Annotated in this window: 19 protein-coding genes; 1 reads left to right on the top strand and 18 read right to left on the bottom strand. The window is 71.7% G+C overall.

What is annotated here, in order from left to right; all coding sequences use genetic code 11:
- Window positions 1–301 precede the first annotated feature (301 nt).
- The 14 genes from QWM81_RS25390 to pyrR form a co-directional block, all read right to left on the bottom strand.
- Window positions 302–2,455 (bottom strand): primosomal protein N', encoded by a 2,154-nt coding sequence (locus QWM81_RS25390; RefSeq protein WP_290114675.1) that lies wholly within the window; start codon window positions 2,453–2,455, stop codon window positions 302–304.
- 98 nt (window positions 2,456–2,553) lie between these two features.
- Window positions 2,554–3,762, bottom strand: coding sequence for a methionine adenosyltransferase (metK, locus tag QWM81_RS25385; RefSeq protein WP_290114674.1), 1,209 nt, complete (start codon window positions 3,760–3,762; stop codon window positions 2,554–2,556).
- A gap of 320 nt (window positions 3,763–4,082) precedes the next feature.
- A complete protein-coding gene (coaBC, locus tag QWM81_RS25380) occupies window positions 4,083–5,285 on the bottom strand; it encodes a bifunctional phosphopantothenoylcysteine decarboxylase/phosphopantothenate--cysteine ligase CoaBC (RefSeq protein ID WP_290114673.1) in 1,203 nt (400 codons plus the stop codon).
- Window positions 5,286–5,384: 99 nt separating this feature from the next.
- Entirely contained in the window at window positions 5,385–5,657 is a 273-nt protein-coding gene (gene rpoZ, locus QWM81_RS25375) for a DNA-directed RNA polymerase subunit omega (protein ID WP_005319902.1), read from the bottom strand.
- Window positions 5,658–5,697: 40 nt separating this feature from the next.
- Window positions 5,698–6,291, bottom strand: coding sequence for a guanylate kinase (gene gmk / locus QWM81_RS25370; RefSeq protein ID WP_290114672.1), 594 nt, complete (start codon window positions 6,289–6,291; stop codon window positions 5,698–5,700).
- Between the two features lie 38 nt (window positions 6,292–6,329).
- Window positions 6,330–6,653 (bottom strand): integration host factor, encoded by a 324-nt coding sequence (locus tag QWM81_RS25365; protein ID WP_290114671.1) that lies wholly within the window; start codon window positions 6,651–6,653, stop codon window positions 6,330–6,332.
- 456 nt (window positions 6,654–7,109) lie between these two features.
- Window positions 7,110–7,958, bottom strand: a complete 849-nt coding sequence (pyrF, locus tag QWM81_RS25360; RefSeq protein WP_290114670.1) for an orotidine-5'-phosphate decarboxylase — start codon at window positions 7,956–7,958, stop codon at window positions 7,110–7,112.
- On the bottom strand, window positions 7,955–9,058 hold the full coding sequence (locus QWM81_RS25355) for a quinone-dependent dihydroorotate dehydrogenase (RefSeq protein ID WP_290114669.1): 1,104 nt from the start codon (window positions 9,056–9,058) through the stop codon (window positions 7,955–7,957). Before QWM81_RS25355 ends, pyrF begins: the two co-directional genes overlap by 4 nt.
- A gap of 61 nt (window positions 9,059–9,119) precedes the next feature.
- Window positions 9,120–12,431 (bottom strand): carbamoyl-phosphate synthase large subunit, encoded by a 3,312-nt coding sequence (carB, locus tag QWM81_RS25350; RefSeq protein ID WP_290114668.1) that lies wholly within the window; start codon window positions 12,429–12,431, stop codon window positions 9,120–9,122.
- Window positions 12,424–13,563, bottom strand: coding sequence for a glutamine-hydrolyzing carbamoyl-phosphate synthase small subunit (gene carA / locus QWM81_RS25345; protein ID WP_290114667.1), 1,140 nt, complete (start codon window positions 13,561–13,563; stop codon window positions 12,424–12,426). Before carA ends, carB begins: the two co-directional genes overlap by 8 nt.
- Window positions 13,560–14,120, bottom strand: coding sequence for a PH-like domain-containing protein (locus tag QWM81_RS25340; RefSeq protein WP_290114666.1), 561 nt, complete (start codon window positions 14,118–14,120; stop codon window positions 13,560–13,562). Before QWM81_RS25340 ends, carA begins: the two co-directional genes overlap by 4 nt.
- Window positions 14,117–15,430 (bottom strand): dihydroorotase, encoded by a 1,314-nt coding sequence (locus QWM81_RS25335; protein ID WP_290114665.1) that lies wholly within the window; start codon window positions 15,428–15,430, stop codon window positions 14,117–14,119. Before QWM81_RS25335 ends, QWM81_RS25340 begins: the two co-directional genes overlap by 4 nt.
- Before the next feature lie 2 nt (window positions 15,431–15,432).
- Entirely contained in the window at window positions 15,433–16,413 is a 981-nt protein-coding gene (locus tag QWM81_RS25330; RefSeq protein ID WP_290114664.1) for an aspartate carbamoyltransferase catalytic subunit, read from the bottom strand.
- A 121-nt stretch (window positions 16,414–16,534) separates the two neighbouring features.
- Complete coding sequence (pyrR, locus tag QWM81_RS25325) at window positions 16,535–17,113, bottom strand: bifunctional pyr operon transcriptional regulator/uracil phosphoribosyltransferase PyrR (RefSeq protein ID WP_290114663.1); 579 nt, start codon at window positions 17,111–17,113, stop codon at window positions 16,535–16,537.
- Between the two features lie 196 nt (window positions 17,114–17,309).
- On the opposite strand from pyrR, the gene bldD reads away from it, so the two are divergent.
- Window positions 17,310–17,810: a transcriptional regulator BldD gene (gene bldD, locus QWM81_RS25320; RefSeq protein WP_064068023.1), complete on the top strand. Its 501-nt coding sequence runs from the start codon at window positions 17,310–17,312 to the stop codon at window positions 17,808–17,810.
- Between the two features lie 216 nt (window positions 17,811–18,026).
- Here the strand turns inward: bldD and nusB are convergent, their stop codons facing one another.
- From nusB to QWM81_RS25300, 4 genes are all read right to left on the bottom strand, one after another.
- A complete protein-coding gene (gene nusB, locus QWM81_RS25315; RefSeq protein WP_290114662.1) occupies window positions 18,027–18,455 on the bottom strand; it encodes a transcription antitermination factor NusB in 429 nt (142 codons plus the stop codon).
- Between the two features lie 2 nt (window positions 18,456–18,457).
- Window positions 18,458–19,024, bottom strand: a complete 567-nt coding sequence (gene efp / locus QWM81_RS25310) for an elongation factor P (protein WP_290114661.1) — start codon at window positions 19,022–19,024, stop codon at window positions 18,458–18,460.
- A 57-nt stretch (window positions 19,025–19,081) separates the two neighbouring features.
- Window positions 19,082–20,188, bottom strand: coding sequence for an aminopeptidase P family protein (locus QWM81_RS25305; protein ID WP_290114660.1), 1,107 nt, complete (start codon window positions 20,186–20,188; stop codon window positions 19,082–19,084).
- A gap of 120 nt (window positions 20,189–20,308) precedes the next feature.
- Window positions 20,309–21,157, bottom strand: a complete 849-nt coding sequence (locus tag QWM81_RS25300) for a Pro-rich N-terminal domain-containing protein (protein ID WP_290114659.1) — start codon at window positions 21,155–21,157, stop codon at window positions 20,309–20,311.
- Window positions 21,158–21,258 lie beyond the last annotated feature (101 nt).

Genomic DNA, 21,258 nt, shown 5'->3' with positions numbered 1-21,258 from the left:
CCGCCCGGGCGGGTAGCCACGCGCCGCGCCCGGCGCTGGGCGCCCGGCACCGCCTCGCGGCGCTGGCCGGGGCGGGGCAGACGCCGCTCCTCGGCCACGGCGGGGCGGCGGCACGCCCGAGCCGCCCCGTACCCCCCGGCCACCGCACAGAAACGGCTGCTGCTGGGCACCGGGCACGGGCGGCCGCCCCTGTGGAATCCGGCCCGCGCCGGCCAAGGCCCCACACCGGCCGCAGGGCGCGGGGGCCGGGGCGTCGGCTCCCGTGAGTCCACCCGCCTGCCGGGTCCGGCCCCGCGCGCCGTCAGCCGATGTCCGGGGGGTCCACCCGGATACGCACCGGTTCCGTGCCGCCGCGCGCCAGCCGCGCCGCCTGGGCCGCCTTCAGCGCGGCCGCCAGCGCCGCTCCGCTGCCCGGCGGGACCCGCAGCAGGGCACGCTCCCAGGTCTCGCCCGGGGGTGGGTCGCCCGGGCGGCGCGGGGCGCCCGGGGGCGGGGGCGGCAGCGGGACGGGGCCCAGCACCTCGGCGTCCGGCGGTAGTTCGGCGGACGCCAGCAGCGCGGCCACCGCCTCCGCCCGCCCGGTCACCGACGCCATGCGCGAGACCGGCGGGAACCCCAGCTCCGCCCGCTCGGCGAGCTCGCGCTGTGCGTGGCCCACCGGGTCCCACCGCACCAGTGCCTGCACCGGCCGCAGCGTCGGTTCGGCGACGATCACCACGGTGCCGCCCTCGTCCTGCCCGCGCACCAGCGAGGCCGCGTCCATCCAGCGGCGCAGTGCCTCCTCCCCCGCCCGCAGGTCGGGCCGCCCCAGCATGGCCCAGCCGTCGAGCAGCAGCGCCGCCGCGTACCCGCCCTCGGCGACCGGCTCGGCGCCCGGGGTACTGACCACGAGCGCGGGGCGCCCCGGCACGGTGTCCAGCACATGGTCCCGCCCCGACGTCCGTACCGGCACGGCCGGGAACGCCCGCCCCAGCTCCTCCGCCGTGCGCCGGGCGCCCACCACCTGGGCCCGCAGCCGCACGGACCCGCACTCCGCGCAGTGCCAGTCCGGGGCGCCCCGCCCGCACCAGCCGCACCGCAGCTCCCGCTGCTCGGGCGCCTCCAGCGGCCCCGCGCAGTGCCGGCACCGCGCGGGCGTACGGCACCGCTCGCAGGCCAGCCGGGGAACGTATCCCCGCCTCGGCACCTGGACCAGCACCGGCCCGGACTTCAGGCCCTCCCGCGCCACCTGCCAGGCCAGCGACGGCAGCCGGGCGGCCCGCGCCGCCTCGTCCCGCGCCAGCTCCCCGTCCCCCACGGTCCGTACCAGCGGCGCGGCGGCCCTGACCTGTTCGCGCGGCGCCACCAGCGGCCGCGCCCAGCCGGTCTCCACCAGCTGCGCGGCCTCCACCGTGCAGCTCGTACCGCCCAGCAGGAAGCCGCACTTGTCGTGCGCGGCGCGCAGGAGCAGGACCTCGCGCGCGTGCGGCAGCGGCGCGTGCTGTTCGCTGTGGCTGGAGTCCCCGTCGTCCCAGATGGCCACGAGCCCGAGGTCCCGCACGGGGGCGAACATCGCCGCCCGCGTCCCGACGACCGCCCGCACCGCGCCGCGCCGCACGGCGAGCCACTGCGCGTACCGCTTCTCGGGCCCGGCCTCGGCGGTCAGCACAGCGTGCCGCCCCTCCCCCAGCACGGCGGTCAGCGCCGCGTCCACACGCCCGGCCGCGCGGCCGTCCGGCACCACGACGAGCGCGCCGCGCCCCGACGCCAGCGTGGCGCCCACCGCCCGGGCCAGCTCCTCCGCCCAGTACGGCCCCGGCAGCGCGTTCCACACCGCCCGAGGCGCCCCGCCCTGCGCCAGCGCCCGCAAGAACGCCTCCCCCTGCCCGTACCGCTCCCACGTCCCCGCCTCGGGCGCGGCGGGCGGCGGCAGCGGCTCCGGCGACGGCCGCGCCTCGGCGCGCGCGTTGCGCGGCGGGATCGCCAGCTGGAGCACATCGGCGAGGCTCCCGGCGTACCGGTCGGCCACGGCCCGCGCCAGGCCCAGCAGCTCGGCGTTGAGCACGGGCTCGGGCGACACCACGTCGGCGAGCGCGGCCAGCGGCCCGGAGTAGTCGGACTCGGCGCGCCGCTCCACGAGGAACCCGTCGATCAGCCGCCCGCCCTCGCGGCGCCCGTCCCGCACCTGATGCGCCCCTGCCCCGAACCGCACCCGCACCCGCACCCCCGGCTGTGCGACGGCGTCGAGCTCCTCGGGCACGGCGTAGTCGAAGAACTGGTCCAGGTGCAGCACGCCCTTGTTCACCACCACCCGCGCGACGGGCAGCTCCTTCGCCAGCGCGGCCCCCCGCCACGTACGCGGCTTGGCCCTCGGCACCTTCGCCCTGCGCACGGTCTCCCGTATGAGCGCGAGCTGCTCCGGCGGCTCGGCCGCCCGGCCGCCGTCCCCCTCCCGCTTCCCGTTGTCGCTGCTCACAGCCCCATTCCTACCAGAGCCCACTGACAGCGCCCCCTGCCCGGAAAACGCCGGAGTCCGGCACCCTTCCCAAGGGTGCCGGACTCCGCGATGAGGCCTTAGAGACCCGCCGCCGTGCGCAGCGCGTCCACGCGGTCGGTGCGCTCCCAGGTGAAGTCGGGGAGCTCGCGGCCGAAGTGGCCGTAGGCGGCGGTCTGCGCGTAGATCGGGCGCAGCAGGTCGAGGTCGCGGATGATCGCGGCCGGGCGGAGGTCGAAGACCTCGGCGATGGCGTTCTCGATCTTCTCGACCTCCAGCTTGGCGGTGCCGAAGGTCTCGACGAACAGACCGACCGGCTCGGCCTTGCCGATGGCGTACGCGACCTGGACCTCGCACCGCGAGGCGAGCCCGGCCGCGACCACGTTCTTGGCGACCCAGCGCATCGCGTAGGCGGCCGAGCGGTCGACCTTGGACGGGTCCTTGCCGGAGAACGCGCCGCCGCCGTGGCGGGCCATGCCGCCGTACGTGTCGATGATGATCTTCCGGCCGGTCAGGCCCGCGTCACCCATCGGGCCGCCGATCTCGAAGCGGCCGGTCGGGTTCACCAGCAGCCGGTATCCCTCGGTGTCCAGCTTGATGCCGTCGTCCAGGAGCTGCTTCAGCACGTGCTCGACGACGAACTCGCGGATGTCGGGCGCGAGCAGCGACTCCAGGTCGATGTCCGAGGCGTGCTGCGAGGAGACGACAACCGTGTCGAGGCGGACCGCCTTGTCACCGTCGTACTCGATGGTGACCTGCGTCTTGCCATCGGGGCGCAGGTAGGGGATGGTGCCGTTCTTGCGGACCTCGGTCAGGCGCTTGGACAGCCGGTGCGCGAGGTGGATCGGCAGCGGCATCAACTCGGGCGTCTCGTCCGACGCGTACCCGAACATCAGGCCCTGGTCGCCCGCGCCCTGCTTGTCGAGCTCGTCCTCATCACCCTCGACACGCTTCTCGTACGCCGTGTCGACACCCTGCGCGATGTCCGGCGACTGGGCGCCGATGGACACCGACACGCCGCAGGACGCGCCGTCGAAGCCCTTCTTCGAGGAGTCGTAACCGATCTCCAGGATCTTGCTGCGCACCAGCGTGGGGATGTCGGCATACGCCTTGGTCGTCACCTCGCCGGCCACGTGCACCAAGCCGGTGGTGATCAACGTCTCCACGGCGACACGCGAGGTGGGGTCCTCCCGCAGCAGCGCATCGAGAATCGTGTCGCTGATCTGGTCAGCGATCTTGTCGGGGTGACCTTCGGTCACGGACTCCGAGGTGAACAGACGACGGGACACAACGCTCCCTGGGGTTGCAGCGGCTGCTGGCTGATCATTTGCGGACCGGCAGGGGGCTGCGCCCCGCGTCGTTCCGAGGACAGTTTATCGGGCGCTCTCGGCGGTTGGACCAGGTGTCTCGCACGGTGGGAGCCGGATCGGCCGGTCCGGTCGCCTCCACGGTAGGAAGATCGACCCTCGCCACCGGCCGGAACGCCGGTTTTCAGGGGGCTCCATCCACCCAAAGGGGCGAAATGAGAAATTCATCCCTCTTCATCCGAGTCCTGTCCGAGTCCTGTCCGAGTCATACCGGACTCAGGCCGGAGTCAGGCCCGAGTCCCTCACCCGAGGCGGGGGGCGACAAGGTCCCAGACCGTGTCCGCCAGGGCTTCCTTGGGGCCGTACGGCACGGGGGTCTCCCCGCCGTCCGCCGCCAGCACCACAGCTTCGTTCTCCTCGGAGCCGAACGTCTTGCGCTCCCCCACCTCGTTCACCACGAGCAGGTCGCAGCCCTTGCGGCGCAGCTTGTCGCGGCCATGGGCCAGCACGTCGTCCGTTTCGGCGGCGAAGCCGACGATGACCTGGTCCGGGCGGGGGCGCTCGGCGGAGATCTCGGCCAGGATGTCGGGGTTGCGGACCAGCGCCACGGGCGCGGGCTCCTGGCCCTCCTTCTTCTTGATCTTGCCTTCGGCGTACGCGGCGGGGCGGAAGTCCGCCACGGCCGCGGCCATCACCACGGCGTCCGCGTCGGCCGCCGCCTTGAGTACGGCCTCGCGCAGTTGGACGGCCGTTCCCACGTGGACCACGTCCACGCCCGCCGGGTCGGGCATGCCGGTGTTGGCCTCGATCAGCGTGACGCGGGCACCCCGGGCGGCGGCGGTCCTGGCGAGGGCGTACCCCTGCTTTCCGGAGGAACGGTTCCCCAGGTACCGCACCGGGTCCAGCGGCTCGCGCGTACCGCCCGCGCTCACCACCACATGGCGGCCCGCGAGGTCGGGCCCGGCCGTGCCGCGTGCGAGCACCCGCCGGCAGACCTCGAAGATCTCGTCGGGGTCGGGCAGCCGGCCCTTGCCGGTGTCGGCGCCGGTGAGCCGGCCGACTGCCGGTTCGATGACCACGGCGCCCCGGCGCCGCAGCGTGGCGACGTTCTCCTGGGTGGCGGGGTGCTCCCACATCTCGGTGTGCATGGCCGGTGCGAAGATCACCGGACATCGAGCGGTGAGGAGGGTGTTGGTGAGCAGGTCGTCGGCGAGGCCGTGGGCGGCCTTGGCCAGCATGTCGGCCGTGGCGGGGGCGACGACCACGAGGTCGGCCGCCTGCCCGACGCGTACGTGGGGAACCTCGTGGACGTCCGACCAGACCTCGGTCGTAACCGGGTGTCCGGAGAGCGCGGACCAGGTGGCCGCGCCCACGAAGTGCAGGGCGGAGGCGGTCGGGACGACGCGTACGTCATGGCCCGACTCGGTCAGCCGCCGCAGCAGTTCGCACGCCTTGTAGGCGGCGATGCCGCCGCTGACTCCGAGGACCACCTTCGGCTTGTCCACTCAACGCCTCCCGGCTCCGGCTCGCTACTACGGTCTCCATGACACACCACAGGCCCGGCGGAGTGTCCACCGGGCCTGTCATGACGTGCAGTGGGGCGCCTACTGGGCCGGGCCCTCGATGGCCTCGGAGGTCAGCAGACCCGCGTTGATCTCACGCAGGGCGATCGAGAGCGGCTTCTCGTGGACGTGGGTGTCCACCAGCGGACCGACGTACTCCAGCAGGCCCTCACCGAGCTGCGAGTAGTACGCGTTGATCTGACGCGCACGCTTGGCCGCGTAGATCACGAGGCTGTACTTCGAGTCAGTGGCCTCGAGCAGCTCATCGATCGGCGGGTTGATGATGCCCTCGGGCGCGGTGATGGAAGAGGACACGCTCTACCTTCCGAAAAACTTCTGGAAAATGGGACAAAGATCAAACAACTTGCATCAAGGCTAGCAGCTCACGGGCTACGTCCTCGACGGAGGTGTTGACCAGGGTGGTGTCGAACTCGGCCTCGGCCGCGAGTTCGATCTTGGCTGCCTCAAGACGGCGCTCGATGACCTCCGGCGGCTCCGTACCCCGGCCGGTCAGCCGGCGGACCAGCTCGTCCCAGCTCGGCGGCGCCAGGAACACCAGCTGCGCCTCCGGCATCGACTCACGGACCAGCCGCGCACCCTGGAGGTCGATCTCCAGCAGTACGGGCTCGCCCGCCTCGAGCCGCTCCAGCACGGCGTGGCGCGGCGTGCCGTAGCGGTTGCCGGCGAACTCGGCCCACTCCAGCAGCTCGCCGTTGGCGATCAGCTTGTCGAACTCCTCGTCGCTGACGAAGTAGTACTGCACGCCGTCCCGCTCGCCGGGTCGCGGCTTGCGGGTCGTGGCGGACACCGACAGCCAGACCTCGGGGTGGACCTTGCGCAGATGAGCGACGACCGTGCTCTTGCCGACCCCTGAGGGGCCGGAGAGCACGGTCAGCCGCGGACGTACGTCCGGGGGCTCGGGGGCGGAGCCCCGGGATGTTGCAGCCATGGGGCGATTATTCCAGGTTTACCTCAGTGCCCTGGACGTCAGGCTCCGGAGCTGCCGAACTCGCGCTCCAGGGACGCGATCTGGTTGGAGCCGAGACCCCGCACACGGCGACTCTCGGAGATGCCGAGCCGCTCCATGATCTGCTTGGCGCGGACCTTGCCCACGCCCGGCAGGGACTCGAGGAGGGCGGAGACCTTCATCTTGCCGATGACTTCGTTCTCCTGGCCCTGCTTGATGACCTCTTGGAGTGAGGCGCCGGAGTGCTTGAGTCGATTCTTGACCTCGGCCCGCTCCCGGCGAGCCGCGGCGGCCTTTTCGAGCGCGGCTGCGCGCTGTTCAGGGGTAAGGGGCGGAAGAGCCACGCCTACGTCACCTCGGATGTCGAACTGTCGGATACGGACCGGTGAGGAACCTAGTCGGCCCACACCAGGGGAGCAACGAGCAACGCAGTGCACGTTGGCTCTGCGACGGAGACTAGCGGCCATGGCCGCCGGAGTCAGCGAGAACAGACGAAAAGTCCTGGTCAGCATCGACCTACCCAGACATTTCAGATATAACGACCCGGTTTGGCGTGCAGATTTCGGAAAGGACGATCGCGAGCCGGTCCCGCGACGCCCTGGAGAAGCTCCGATCCGCACCGCGAGTGGGGTACATCACACGCCGGGAAACACGCCGGGAAGGGCCCGGAGCGGCACCCGGAACGCCTGAGCCCACGGTCGTCGCCGGGACGACCGCGGGCTCGCCTGCGGATGAGGGCCGGATGAGGGCCGGATGAGGGCCGGATGACGGGTCCGAGAGGACGGGCCCGGGCGGACGGGTCAGCCGATCGCCGCCCGTACCTCCTCGGCGTACCGCCGCGCCGCCTCGCGCAGTCCCGCCGCGTCCGGACCGTGCCGCAGCACGCCCCTGCTGACGCTGGGCACCACGTTGCGTACGGCGGCGCCGAAGACACCCGGCAGGTCGGCCGGGGTCGCGCCCTGCGCGCCGATGCCCGGCGCGAGGAGCGGGCCGTTGATGTCCAGGTCGTACGAGGAGAGGTCGCCGAGCGTGGCGCCGACGACCGCGCCGAAGGACCCCAGGGGCGTCTCCCCCGCGTTCTCGTCGGCGAGGTGGGCGAGCATGGTCGCGCCGATGGTGCGCCCGGCCGGGTCCTCGGAGCGCACCGCGCGCTGGACCTCGGCCCCCTCCGGGTTGGAGGTGAGGGCCAGGACGAACAGCCCGGCGCCGCTCTCGCGCGCCAGATCGACGGCCGGCTTGAGCGAGCCGTACCCGAGGTACGGGGAGACGGTCAGCGCGTCGGAGAACAGGGGCGCGTCCTTGCGCAGGTACGTCTCGGCGTAGGCGGCCATGGTGGAGCCGATGTCGCCGCGCTTGGCGTCCATGATCACCAGGGCACCCGCGTCGCGGAGGTCGGCCACGGCCTTCTCCAGGACGGCGATGCCGCGCGAGCCGAAGCGCTCGAAGAAGGCGCTCTGCGGCTTGAAGACGGCGACCCGGTCGGCGAGGGCGTCGACGACCGTGCGCGTGAAGGTCTCCAGGCCGTGGATGTCGTCGTTCAGCCCCCAGGCGGACAGCAGGGAGCCGTGCGGGTCGATGCCGACGCACAGCGGGCCACGGGCGTCCATGGTCCGGCGCAGACGCGCGCCGAAGGGGTCGAGCGGGCTCATACGGTGGCCTTTCGGGTGTCGGCGCCGACCGCCTCGGCGAGGGTGGCGTACGGAGAGGCGTTCAGCCGGGCGGCCAGGCCCTTGTGGATGGCGCGGGCGTAGAAGGGCCCCTCGTAGATGAAGGCGCTGTAGCCCTGGATCAGGGTGGCGCCCGCGAGGATGCGCTGCCAGGCGTCCTCGGCGTTCTCGATGCCGCCGACGCCGACGAGTGTGATGCGGTCGCCCACGCGCGCGTAGAGGCGGCGCAGCACCTCCAGGGAGCGCTGCTTGAGCGGCGCGCCGGACAGGCCGCCGGTCTCGCTCGTCAGGTACGCCGGGGACTTCAGACCCGCCCGCGCGATGGTGGTGTTGGTGGCGATGATGCCGTCGAGGCCGAGCTCGACGGCGAGGTCGGCGACCGCGTCGATGTCCTCGTCCGCCAGGTCGGGCGCGATCTTGACGAGGAGCGGGACGCGGCGGTCGGTGACCGCGCGGTCGGCGGCCTCGCGGACGGCCGTGAGCAGGGGCCTCAGGGACTCCGTCGCCTGGAGGTTGCGCAGGCCCGGGGTGTTCGGCGAGGAGACGTTGACGACCAGGTAGTCGGCGTACCGGGCGAGCCGCTCGGTCGACGTCACGTAGTCGGCGGCGGCCTCGGCCTCCGGGACGACCTTGGTCTTGCCGATGTTGACGCCCACGACCGTCGTGAAGACCGGCACGCGCGCGTGGAGGCGCTCCGCGACGGCGGCCGAGCCGTCGTTGTTGAAGCCCATGCGGTTGATCAGGGCGCGGTCCGCGACGAGGCGGAAGAGTCGCTTCTTGGGGTTGCCGGGCTGCGGCTCGCCGGTGACCGTACCGATCTCGACGTGGTCGAAGCCGAGCATCGCCATGCCGTCGATGGCGACGGCGTTCTTGTCGAAGCCGGCCGCGAGCCCGAAGGGGCCGTGCATGCGCAGGCCGAGCGCCTCGGTGCGCAGCTCCTTGTAGCGGGGGGCCAGGGCGGCGGCGAGGAAGGTGCGCAGCACGGGGATGCGGGCGGCCAGGCGGATCCAGCGGAAGGCCAGGTAGTGCGCCTGCTCCGGGTCCATCCGGGTGAAGAACAGCCGGAAGAAGAGCTTGTACATGGTGGTGGTGTCCTCATGAGGAGGGGGACACCGTTTCCGGTGTCCCCCTCGTGGTTGGCTGCTAGTCCTCGCGGGCCGCGATCAGGTGTTCCGCGTGTTCCTGGAGGGAACGGACGCCCACGCCGCCGTGGTTGAGGGCGTCGATGCCCTGGACGGCGGCGGCGAGCGCCTGGACCGTCGTCAGGCACGGGACGCTGCGCGCCACCGCCGCCGTACGGATCTCGTAGCCGTCGAGGCGGCCGCCGGTGCCGTACGGGGTGTTGACGATGAGGTCGACCTCGCCGTCGTGGATGAGCTGAACGATGGTCTTCTCGCCGTTCGGGCCGGTGCCCTCGGACTGCTTGCGCACGACGGTGGCGTTGATGCCGTTGCGCTTGAGGACCTCGGCCGTGCCGGAGGTGGCGAGCAGCTCGAAGCCGTGGGCGACCAGCTCGCGCGCCGGGAAGATCATCGAGCGCTTGTCGCGGTTGGCGACCGAGATGAACGCCCGGCCCTTGGTGGGCAGCGGGCCGTAGGCGCCGGCCTGCGACTTGGCGTACGCCGTGCCGAAGACCGCGTCGATGCCCATGACCTCGCCGGTGGAGCGCATCTCGGGACCGAGGACGGTGTCCACGCCGCGGCCGTGCACGTCGCGGAAGCGCGACCACGGCATGACGGCCTCCTTGACGGAGATCGGCGCGTCGAGCGGCAGGGTGCCGCCGTCACCGCTCCTCGGCAGCAGGCCCTCCTCGCGGAGCTCGGCGATGGTGGCGCCCAGCGAGATGCGGGCGGCGGCCTTCGCCAGCGGCACGGCGGTCGCCTTCGAGGTGAAGGGGACGGTCCGCGAGGCGCGCGGGTTGGCCTCCAGGACGTACAGGATGTCGCCGGCCATGGCGAACTGGATGTTGATCAGGCCGCGCACGCCCACGCCGCGGGCGATCGCCTCGGTCGAGGCGCGCAGGCGCTTGATGTCGAAGCCGCCGAGGGTGATCGGGGGCAGCGCACAGGCCGAGTCGCCGGAGTGGATACCGGCCTCCTCGATGTGCTCCATGACGCCGCCGAGGTACAGCTCGCGGCCGTCGTAAAGCGCGTCGACGTCGATCTCGATGGCGTCATCGAGGAACCGGTCGACCAGGACCGGGCGGGTCGGGGAGATCTCGGTGGACTCGGCGATGTACGCCTCCAGGCGCGCCTCGTCGTACACGATCTCCATGCCGCGGCCGCCCAGTACGTACGACGGGCGCACGAGGACGGGATAGCCGATCTCGTCGGCGATGGCCTTGGCGCCGGCGAAGGTGGTGGCGGTGCCGTGCTTGGGGGCGGGCAGCCCGGCCTCGGCCAGGACCTGGCCGAAGGCGCCGCGGTCCTCGGCGGCGTGGATGGCCTCCGGGGAGGTGCCCACGACCGGCACGCCGTTGTCCTTGAGCGCCTGGGCGAGGCCCAGCGGGGTCTGGCCGCCGAGCTGGACGACGACGCCCGCCAGCGGTCCGGCCTGCTGCTCGGCGTGGACGATCCCCAGGACGTCCTCCAGCGTCAGCGGCTCGAAGTAGAGCCGGTCGGAGGTGTCGTAGTCGGTGGAGACGGTCTCGGGGTTGCAGTTGACCATCACGGTCTCGTAGCCGGCCTCGCTGAGCGCGAAGGAGGCGTGGACGCAGGAGTAGTCGAACTCGATGCCCTGGCCGATGCGGTTCGGGCCGGAGCCCAGGATGATCACGGCGGGCTTCTCACGCGGCGCGACCTCGCTCTCCTCGTCGTACGAGGAGTAGAAGTACGGGGTCTTCGCGGCGAACTCGGCGGCGCACGTGTCGACGGTCTTGTAGACCGGGCGGATGCCGAGGGCGTGGCGGACCTCGCGGACGACGTCCTCGCGCAGGCCCCGGATCTCGGCGATCTGGGTGTCGGAGAAGCCGTGCCGCTTGGCCTCGGCGAGCAGGTCGACGTCGAGGCGGTCGGCGGCGGCCAGCTCGTCGGCGATCTCCTTGATCAGGAAGAGCTGGTCGACGAACCAGGGGTCGATCTTCGTGGCGTCGAAGACCTCCTCGGGCGTCGCACCGGCGCGGATGGCCTGCATGACGGTGTTGATCCGGCCGTCGGTCGGGCGGACCGCCTCGCGCAGCAGCGCGTCCTTGTCACCGGCGGGGCCGGTGAAGGTGAACTGGCTGCCCTTCTTCTCCAGCGAGCGCAGCGCCTTCTGCAGGGCCTCGGTGAAGTTACGGCCGATGGCCATGGCCTCGCCGACCGACTTCATGGTCGTGGTCAGCGTGGAGTCGGCGGAGGGGAACTTCTCGAAGGCGAAGCGCGGCGCCTTGACGACGACGTAGTCGAGCGTGGGCTCGAAGGAGGCCGGGGTCTTCTCGGTGATGTCGTTGGGGATCTCATCGAGCGTGTAGCCCACGGCGAGCCGGGCCGCGATCTTCGCGATCGGGAAGCCGGTGGCCTTCGACGCGAGCGCGGAGGACCGGGAGACACGCGGGTTCATCTCGATGACGATGACCCGGCCGTCCTCGGGGTTGACCGCGAACTGGATGTTGCAGCCGCCGGTGTCGACGCCGACCTCGCGGATGATCGCGATGCCGACGTCACGGAGGATCTGGTACTCGCGGTCGGTGAGGGTCATCGCCGGGGCGACGGTGATGGAGTCACCGGTGTGGACGCCCATCGGGTCGAAGTTCTCGATGGAGCAGACGACCACGACGTTGTCGTGCTTGTCGCGCATCAGCTCCAGCTCGTACTCCTTCCAGCCGAGGATGGACTCCTCCAGGAGCACCTCGGTGGTCGGGGAGAGCGTGAGGCCCTGGCCGGCGATACGGCGCAGCTCCTCCTCGTTGTGCGCGAAGCCGGAGCCGGCGCCGCCCATGGTGAAGGAGGGGCGGACGACGACGGGGTAGCCGCCGAGCGTCTCGACGCCCTTGAGGACGTCGTCCATGGAGTGGCAGATGACCGAGCGGGCGGACTCGCCGTGCCCGATCTTCTTGCGGACCTCCTCCACGACCAGCTTGAACTTGTCGCGGTCCTCGCCCTTGTGGATGGCCTCCACGTTGGCGCCGATGAGCTCCACGCCGTACTTGTCCAGCACACCCTGCTCGTGCATGGAGATGGCGGTGTTGAGCGCGGTCTGGCCGCCGAGGGTGGGCAGGAGCGCGTCGGGGCGCTCCTTGGCGATGATCTTCTCGACGAACTCGGGGGTGATCGGCTCGACGTACGTGGCGTCGGCGATCTCCGGGTCGGTCATGATCGTCGCCGGGTTGGAGTTCACCAGGATGACGCGCAGGCCCTCGGACTTGAGGACGCGGCACGCCTGGGTGCCGGAGTAGTCGAACTCGGCGGCCTGGCCGATGACGATCGGGCCGGAGCCGATGACCAGGACGGACTGGATATCGGTGCGCTTAGGCACGCTCGGCCTCCATCAGGGATACGAAGCGGTCGAAGAGGTACGCGGCGTCGTGCGGGCCGGCGGCCGCTTCGGGGTGGTACTGGACGCTGAAGGCCGGCTGGTCGAGCAGCTGGAGGCCCTCCACCACGTTGTCGTTGAGGCAGACGTGGGAGACCTCGGCGCGGCCGTAGGGGGTGTCGGACACCGTGTCGAGGGGGGCGTCGACGGCGAAGCCGTGGTTGTGCGCGGTGACCTCGACCTTGCCGGTCGTACGGTCCTGCACGGGCTGGTTGATGCCGCGGTGGCCGTACTTCAGCTTGTACGTGCCGAAGCCGAGTGCGCGGCCGAGGATCTGGTTGCCGAAGCAGATGCCGAACAGCGGCGTCCTGCGCTCCAGGACGGCCCGCATGACGGCGACGGGGCCGTCGGCGGTGGCGGGGTCGCCGGGGCCGTTGGAGAAGAACACGCCGTCCGGGTTGACGGCGAAGACGTCGTCCGCGGTGGCGGTGGCGGGCAGGACGTGCACCTCGATGCCGCGCTCGGCCATCCGGCGCGGGGTCATGCCCTTGATGCCGAGGTCGACGGCGGCGACGGTGAACTTCTTCTCACCGATCGCGGGGACGACGTACGGCTCGGTGGTGGCGACCTCGGCGGCGAGGTCGGCGCCCTTCATCTGCGGGGCGGCCTTGACCTTGGCCAGCAGGGTCGTTTCGTCGGCGATCGCGTCGCCGGAGAAGATGCCGACGCGCATGGCGCCGCGCTCGCGCAGGTGGCGGGTGAGGGCGCGGGTGTCGATGCCGCTGATGCCGACGACGCCCTGGGCGGCCAGCTCCTCGTCCAGCGTGCGCGTGGCGCGCCAGTTGGACGGGACGCGGGCGGGGTCGCGGACCACGTAACCGGAGACCCAGATCTTCCTGGACTCGGGGTCCTCGTCGTTGACGCCGGTGTTGCCGACGTGCGGCGCGGTCATCACGACGACCTGGCGGTGGTACGACGGGTCGGTCAGGGTCTCCTGGTAGCCGGTCATGCCGGTGGAGAAGACCGCCTCGCCGAAGGTTTCCCCCACGGCCCCGTAGGCGCGGCCGCGGAAGCTGCGGCCGTCCTCCAGGACGAGTACGGCGGGAACCCTGGTTCCCCGGGTGGAGGTCGTCATCGTGCGGCGCCTTCCGTCGTAGTGATCATGGTGTTCAGGGTGTCGACCCAGGTGGTGTGCTCCGCCGCCCGGTCGGAGCGGAAGCCGGAGTCGATCAGCGTCTCGCCGTGCGCCCAGGTGACGATCAGCAGGCCGCCCTCGGCGAGGACCTTGCCCGCGATGCCCTTGTCGAGCCGGGCCCCGCGCAGCTGACCGGCCGGGATGAAGAAGTCGCTCGCCCCGGGGCGTACGACGTCCAGGCCCGCGTCGCTGAGGGTCAGCTCGGCGCGGCTGCGGGTACCGAGGCCGTGGGCCACGATCCGGTCGAGCCACTGCCCGGCGGTGGTGGACCCGTGGTAGCGCCCGGTCATGGTGAGGCTGACCTCGCCGGGCTCTTCGGGCGCGGTGGGCAGCTGCGGCAGGTCCGACTGGAGGCTGCCGCGCCACTTCCACCCCTGGCGCATCAGCCAGTAGACGAGGGCGATGAAGAGGAGCAGTCCGGCGACCCAGCCGAGCCGGGCGGCCCAGTCGGTCACCTCGGCGGATTTCTGCTCCGCAGCGAGTTCGAAGAGTGTCACGCCAGCTTCCCATCCATGAGCGTCGCCCGGCCCCGCAGGAAGGTGTGGGTGACGCGCCCCGGCAGCTCACGGCCCTCGTAGGGGGTGTTGCGGCTGCGGGAGGCGAAGCCCGCGGGGTCCACGAGACCACGGTAAGCCGGATCGACGAGGGTGAGGTTGGCGGGCTCACCAGCCGAGACGGGGCGGCCGTGGCCGGTGGCGCGGCCGATCTTCGCGGGCTTGAAGGACATGCGGTCGGCGACGCCGGCCCAGTCCAGCAGCCCGGTGTCGACCATCGTGTGCTGGACGACGGAGAGCGCGGTCTCCAGGCCGACCATGCCCATGGCGGCCGCGGCCCACTCGCAGTCCTTGTCCTCGTGCGGGTGCGGGGCGTGGTCGGTGGCGACGATGTCGATCGTGCCGTCGGCGAGCGCCTCGCGCAGCGCCATGACGTCGCGCTCGGTGCGCAGCGGCGGGTTGACCTTGTAGACGGGGTTGTACGAGCGGACCAGCTCGTCCGTCAGGAGCAGGTGGTGCGGGGTGACCTCGGCGGTGACGTCGATGCCGCGCGACTTGGCCCACCGGACGATCTCCACGGACCCGGCGGTCGACAGGTGGCAGATGTGGACGCGGGAGCCGACGTGCTCGGCGAGCAGCACATCGCGGGCGATGATCGACTCCTCGGCGACGGCCGGCCAGCCGCCGAGGCCCAGCTCGGCGGAGACGACGCCCTCGTTCATCTGGGCGCCCTCGGTGAGGCGGGGCTCCTGGGCGTGCTGGGCGACGACGCCGCCGAAGGCCTTCACGTACTCCAGCGCGCGGCGCATGATCACGGCGTCGTCCACGCATTTGCCGTCGTCGGAGAAGACGGTGACACCGGCGGCGGACTCGTGCATGGCGCCCAGCTCGGCGAGCTTCTTGCCCTCCAGGCCCACGGTGACGGCGCCGATGGGCTGTACGTCGCAGTAGCCGTGCTCCTGGCCGAGGCGGTAGACCTGCTCGACCACACCGGCGGTGTCGGCGACCGGGAAGGTGTTGGCCATGGCGAACACGGAGGTGTAGCCGCCGGACGCGGCGGCGCGGGTGCCGGTGAGGACGGTCTCGGAGTCCTCGCGGCCGGGCTCGCGCAGGTGGGTGTGGAGGTCGACCAGGCCGGGCAGCAGGATCTGCCCCGCCGCCTCGATGACGGTGATGCCTTCGGCATCCGGGTCCGTACCACTGATGTCGATCTCGCCCTGGCGGGCGGTGGCCTCGATGGTCTCGCCGTCGATCAGGACGTCCTGGACCTCGCCGCCGAGCACCTTCGCACCACGGATCAGGATCTTGGTCATGCTTACTTGCTCTCCTCGGTACGGGTCTGGCTGACGGCGGACTCATTGCCGCCCAGAAGCAGGTAGAGGACCGCCATGCGGATGGAGACGCCGTTGGCGACCTGCTCGACGACCGTGCAGCGGCCGGAGTCGGCGACCTCGGCGGTGATCTCCATGCCGCGGACCATCGGCCCGGGGTGCATGACGACGGCGTGCTCCGGCATCTTCGCCATCCGCTCGCCGTCCAGTCCGTAGCGCCGCGAATACTCACGCTCGGTGGGGAAGAAGGCGGCGTTCATGCGCTCGCGCTGGACGCGCAGCATCATCACGGCGTCCGACTTGGGCAGGGTGCTGTCGAGGTCGTACGAGACCTCGCACGGCCAGGTCCCGACGCCGACGGGGACCAGGGTGGGCGGCGCGACGAGGGTGACCTCGGCGCCCAGGGTGTGCAGCAGGTCGACGTTGGAGCGGGCGACGCGGCTGTGCAGGACGTCACCGACGATCGTGATCCGCTTGCCGGCCAGGTCCTGGCCGAGGCCCGCGTCCCGGCCGACCAGGCGGCGGCGCATGGTGAAGGCGTCCAGCAGCGCCTGCGTGGGGTGCTGGTGGGTGCCGTCACCGGCGTTGATGACGACGGCGTCGATCCAGCCGGAGGTCGCCAGGCGGTAGGGGGCCCCCGAGGCGCCGTGCCGGATGACGACGGCGTCGACGCCCATGGCCTCCAGGGTCTGCGCCGTGTCCTTGAGGGACTCGCCCTTGGAGACCGACGAGCCCTTGGCGCTGAAGTTGATGACGTCGGCGGAGAGCCGCTTCTCGGCGGCCTCGAAGGAGATGCGGGTACGGGTCGAGTCCTCGAAGAAGAGGTTGACGACGGTACGGCCGCGCAGGGTGGGCAGTTTCTTGATCGGCCGGTCGGCGACCCGGGCCATCTCCTCGGCGGTGTCGAGGATGAGGACGGCGTCGTCGCGGGTGAGGTCGGCGGCCGAGATGAGGTGGCGCATCATCTGGGGGTTTTCTCCGGTTTTGTGGAGGCTGGGTGGCCGTGGGCGTCCTGCCGGGGCGCGTCCGGCAGGCATGCGGGCGCGCAGCGCGGCACGCCGTACGAGGGGGTCGTACGACAGAGGGCTACTGCTCGCCGGCCGGGGCGGTCGCGCGCACACCGAGCAGCACGGCGTCGCGGCCGTCCTCCTCGGCGAGCTGGACCTTGACCGTCTCCCGCAGCGACGTGGGGAGGTTCTTGCCGACGTAGTCGGCGCGGATGGGAAGTTCGCGGTGGCCGCGGTCGACCAGGACGGCGAGCTGGACGGCGCGGGGCCGGCCGAGGTCGCCGAGCGCGTCGAGGGCGGCGCGGATGGTGCGGCCGGAGAACAGCACGTCGTCCACGAGGACGACGAGGCGGCCGTCGATGCCGTCACCGGGGATCTCGGTACGGGCCAGGGCCCGGGCCGGGCGCATCCGGAGATCGTCGCGGTACATGGTGATGTCCAGCGAGCCGACCGGAATCGTGCGGCCGGTGATCTGCTGGAGCTTGTCGGCGAGGCGGCGGGCGAGGAAGACGCCACGCGTGGGAATGCCGAGGAGTACGACGTCGTCGGCGCCCTTGGCGCGCTCGACGATCTCGTGGGCGATACGGGTCAGAACCCGCGCGATGTCGGGGCCCTCAAGAACCGGGCGCGCCGCATCGGACTGCTGAATGGCGTCCATACGAAACGGACCTCCTTCTCCGCCTCACGGGACGGACCTTAAAGGACGTCGGAATTGCGCCACCCACGGTACCAGGACCGGGCGGCTGCTCCGGTCCCGGCCCGGGGAAGAGGGTCGGTACGGACCATTCGGCTTGACGCAGGCAGGTAACGCTGCGTAACCTCACAGTGAGTTACCTCTTCGTCCCGGGAGCCATATGTCCAGCGAATACGCAAAACAGCTCGGGGCCAAGCTCCGTGCCATCCGGACCCAGCAGGGCCTCTCCCTCCACGGTGTGGAAGAGAAGTCCCAGGGCCGCTGGAAGGCCGTCGTGGTCGGTTCGTACGAGCGCGGTGACCGTGCCGTGACCGTACAGCGCCTCGCCGAGCTGGCCGACTTCTACGGCGTCCCGGTACAGGAGCTGCTGCCGGGCACCACGCCGGGCGGGGCCGCGGAGCCGCCGCCGAAGCTCGTCCTGGACCTGGAGCGCCTGGCTCACGTCCCCGCGGAGAAGGCGGGACCGCTGCAGCGTTACGCCGCGACGATCCAGTCGCAGCGCGGCGACTACAACGGCAAGGTGCTGTCGATCCGGCAGGACGACCTGCGCACGCTGGCGGTCATCTACGACCAGTCGCCCTCGGTGCTGACCGAGCAGCTGATCAGCTGGGGCGTGCTGGACGCGGACGCGCGCCGTGCCGTCGCGCACGAAGAGGCCTGATCGGGACCGATCAAGGCTTTGTCCAGCAGAAACGTTGCCGCCGGGTGCGGCGGGAGCCTCAAGGGTTCCCCGTCGCCCCGGCGGTTCTTCATTCCCCGGCCTCCCCCGTTCGGCCGATGCGGGGCGGGTGAACGCGGTTCGGCCGATGCCGGGCCGGCGGATGCCGAAGGGCCCGCGGCGCGAGGTGCGCCGCGGGCCCTTCGTACAGGCTGGGAATCAGTCCCTGCGCAGGCTCGGCTTCAGGTCCTTGAAGCGGGCCAGCAGGCCGTTGACGAACGACGGCGAGTCGTCGGTGGAGAACTCCTTGGCGAGCTGCACCGCCTCGTCGATCACCACCGCGTCCGGAGTGCCGTCGACCCACAGCAGCTCGTACGCGCCGAGGCGCAGGATGTTCCGGTCGACCACCGGCATCCGGTCGAGCGACCAGCCCACCGCGTAGGTGGCGATGAGGTCATCGATCCGGTCGGCGTACTCGGCGTACCCCTCGACGAGTTCCATCGTGTAGTCGCTGACCGGCGGCTGCCGGTCGTCGGAACGGGCATGCCGGACCCAGTCCGCGAGGACCTGCTGCACGGACGCACCGCGCTGGTCGGCCTCGAAGAGGATCTGGAAGGCGCGCTTACGGGCCTTGTTCCGGGCAGCCACGGTTAGCTGTTCACCCGGCCGAGGTAGTCGCTCGTGCGGGTGTCGACCTTGATCTTCTCACCGGTGGTGATGAAGAGCGGGACCTGGATCTGGTGGCCGGTCTCCAGGATCGCCGGCTTGGTGCCGCCGGTGGAGCGGTCGCCCTGGACGCCCGGCTCGGTCTCCTGGATGGTGAGCTCGACGGCGGCCGGCAGCTCGACGTAGAGCACCTCGCCCTCGTGCGTGGCGACGGTGGCGGTGAAGCCCTCGACCAGGAAGTTGGCGGCGTCGCCGACGGCGGCACGGGAGACGTGCAGCTGGTCGTAGGTCTGCATGTCCATGAAGACGAAGTACTCGCCGTCCATGTACGAGAACTGCATGTCGCGGCGGTCGACGGTGGCCGTCTCGACCTTCACACCGGCGTTGAACGTCTTGTCGACGATCTTGCCGGAGAGCACGTTCTTGAGCTTGGTGCGCACGAAGGCCGGGCCCTTGCCGGGCTTGACGTGCTGGAACTCGACCACGGACCAGAGCTGGTCGTTGTCGAGCTTGAGCACCATGCCGTTCTTGAGGTCGTTCGTGGAAGCCACGGTTGCGGAATCTCCTGGACTGACGCTGGTGGACGACCGAGGCGTGGTGCCTTCGCGCTACAGCGCGAGCAGCTCCTTGGTCGTGATGGTGAGTAGCTCGGGTCCGCCGTCCGCCTCCTGGCGTACGACGAGCGTGTCATCGATCCGGACCCCGCCCCGGCCCGGGAGGTGGACCCCCGGTTCGACGGTGACCGGCACACAAGCGTCCAGTTTACCCATGGCGCCGGGTGCCAACTGCGGGTCCTCCTCGATTTCCAGGCCCACACCGTGTCCGAGGAAGGGCGCGAGGCCGTCTCCGTACCCCGCCGACTCCAGGATCTGGCGGGCCGCGCGGTCCACGTCACGGTACGCGGTGCCGGGGGCGAGGGTCTCCCGCGCGGCCCGCTGAGCGGCGAAGACGAGGTCGTACAGCTCGATCTGCCAGTCGGCGGGCGAGGTCCCGATGACGAAGGTGCGGCCGATCTCGCAGCGGTAGCCGCGGTAGTTGGCGCCCAGGCAGACGGAGAGGAAGTCGCCCTCCTCGACCCGCCGGTCGGAGGGCCGGTGGCGGGCCTTGCCCGCGTGGGGGCCGGTGGCGACGGAGGTGGCGAAGGCGGGACCGTCAGCGCCGTGGTCCACCAGGCGGCGTTCCAGTTCGAGGGCGAGGTGGCGTTCCGTACGGCCCACCAGGATGGATTCCAGGAGCTCGCCGAGCGCCTGGTCGGTGATCTCCGCCGCGATCCTGAGGCAGGTGATCTCGTCCTCGTCCTTGACGATCCGCTCCTGCTCGATGGCGGTGCCGAGGTCCGCGAGGCGCAGCTGCGGGGCGACCGAGCCCATCGCGCGGTGGCGCGCGACGCTCAGGTGGTGCTCCTCGACGGCGAGCATGTCCGCCCCCGCCTTGCGGGCGAAGTCGACCGCCGCGACGGCCGGGTCGCCGCCGGCGGCGGGCAGCACCACGAGGCGCAGCTGCTCGTCGATGCGCCCTTCCACCAGGTCGCCGGAGGGCGCTCGGGGGCAGAGCAGCACGTCCTCGCCCGCCCCGAGCAGAAGGACGGCACCGGCGGGCGATCCGCCCGCGAGATAGCGGACGTTGGCGGGGCGGGAGACCAGGGCCGCCACGGAGCCGGCCGCCGCGCACCGGTCGCGCAGCCGCCCGCGGCGGTCCGCAAACACCTCTGACATGCCACGAGCCTACGAGTGAGCGGCGCCCTTGGCAGGTCGGGCGGGTCCGGACGGGTCCGGACAGGCTCCGGACGGGTTCCGGACGGAGTCCGGGCAGGCGGTGCGCCCGGCCGTGCGCCGTCACCAGGACGGTGGGCTCGATATCGAGCGGGCCAGGACGTCGTCGAGGACGCGGGCGGTGGTTTCCACGTCGTACGTGGAGTTGTCGATGATCGGCAGGCCGGAGCCGTACCAGCCGGCCATCCGGCCGTGGATGCCGGCGACCTCCTCGTCGGAGAGGCGGCGGTTGCCGGTGCGCTCGGCGTTGCGCTCCAGGACGACTTCGAGGCCCGGGAGGAGGACGACCGGCAGCAGGCCCGGCCCGACGTGGCGCTTCCAGCCGCCGAGGCCGACGACCGGGCGGTCGGGGAAGACCGCGTCGTCGAGGATGCACGAGATGCCGTTGGCGAGGAAGTTCCGCGCGGCGAAGCCGCAGGTGCGGCGAGCCAGGCGGTACTGGGCCTCGGACTGGTCGTTCCAGCCGTCCTGGGGGTCGGCGAAGCCTGCGCAGACCCACTCGCGGACGTCGTCGAGGCTGATGTGGGCGGTGGGGACGCGGCGGCTTTGCGCCCAGTGCCGGGCGACCGTGGTCTTGCCGGCGCCCGCCGGGCCGATGAGCAGGACGGCGAGGGTGGCGTTTCCGGTGCCGTGTCCGTTGTGCGGTGAGGTGGGGGCGGCCACCGGGGCGCCGGGGGGCAGGTGGATATGGCCGGTGGTGTCCCGCGAGGGCGGGGCGGGCGCGGGAGGCGGGGCGGGCGCGGGAGGCGGGGGAGGCGTCCAGCCCGGGGCGATCTGTGCGCTGCGCGACCCGGGAGGCTGGGGCGGCGGCGGGCCGGGGTGGTGCGCGGCCTGGTTGGTCCATCCGGTGCCCGTGCCCGCGTGCCCGGGCTGGTGGGGCGGCGGCAGCGGAGCCCCCACTGCATGCTGCATCCGGTGCCACTCCGTCTCGTACGACTGACGCTGACCGGGCGCCCGTTCGGGCCGCCCGTTACCGAACCGTACCCTCCCGGGCCCTCGGTGGGGGAACGGCC

Source organism: Streptomyces ficellus, from assembly GCF_030406405.1.
Lineage (GTDB): Bacteria > Actinomycetota > Actinomycetes > Streptomycetales > Streptomycetaceae > Streptomyces > Streptomyces ficellus_B.
The sequence above is the reverse complement of the archived record's forward strand: the minus strand, read 5'-3'. Positions and strand labels throughout refer to the sequence as shown.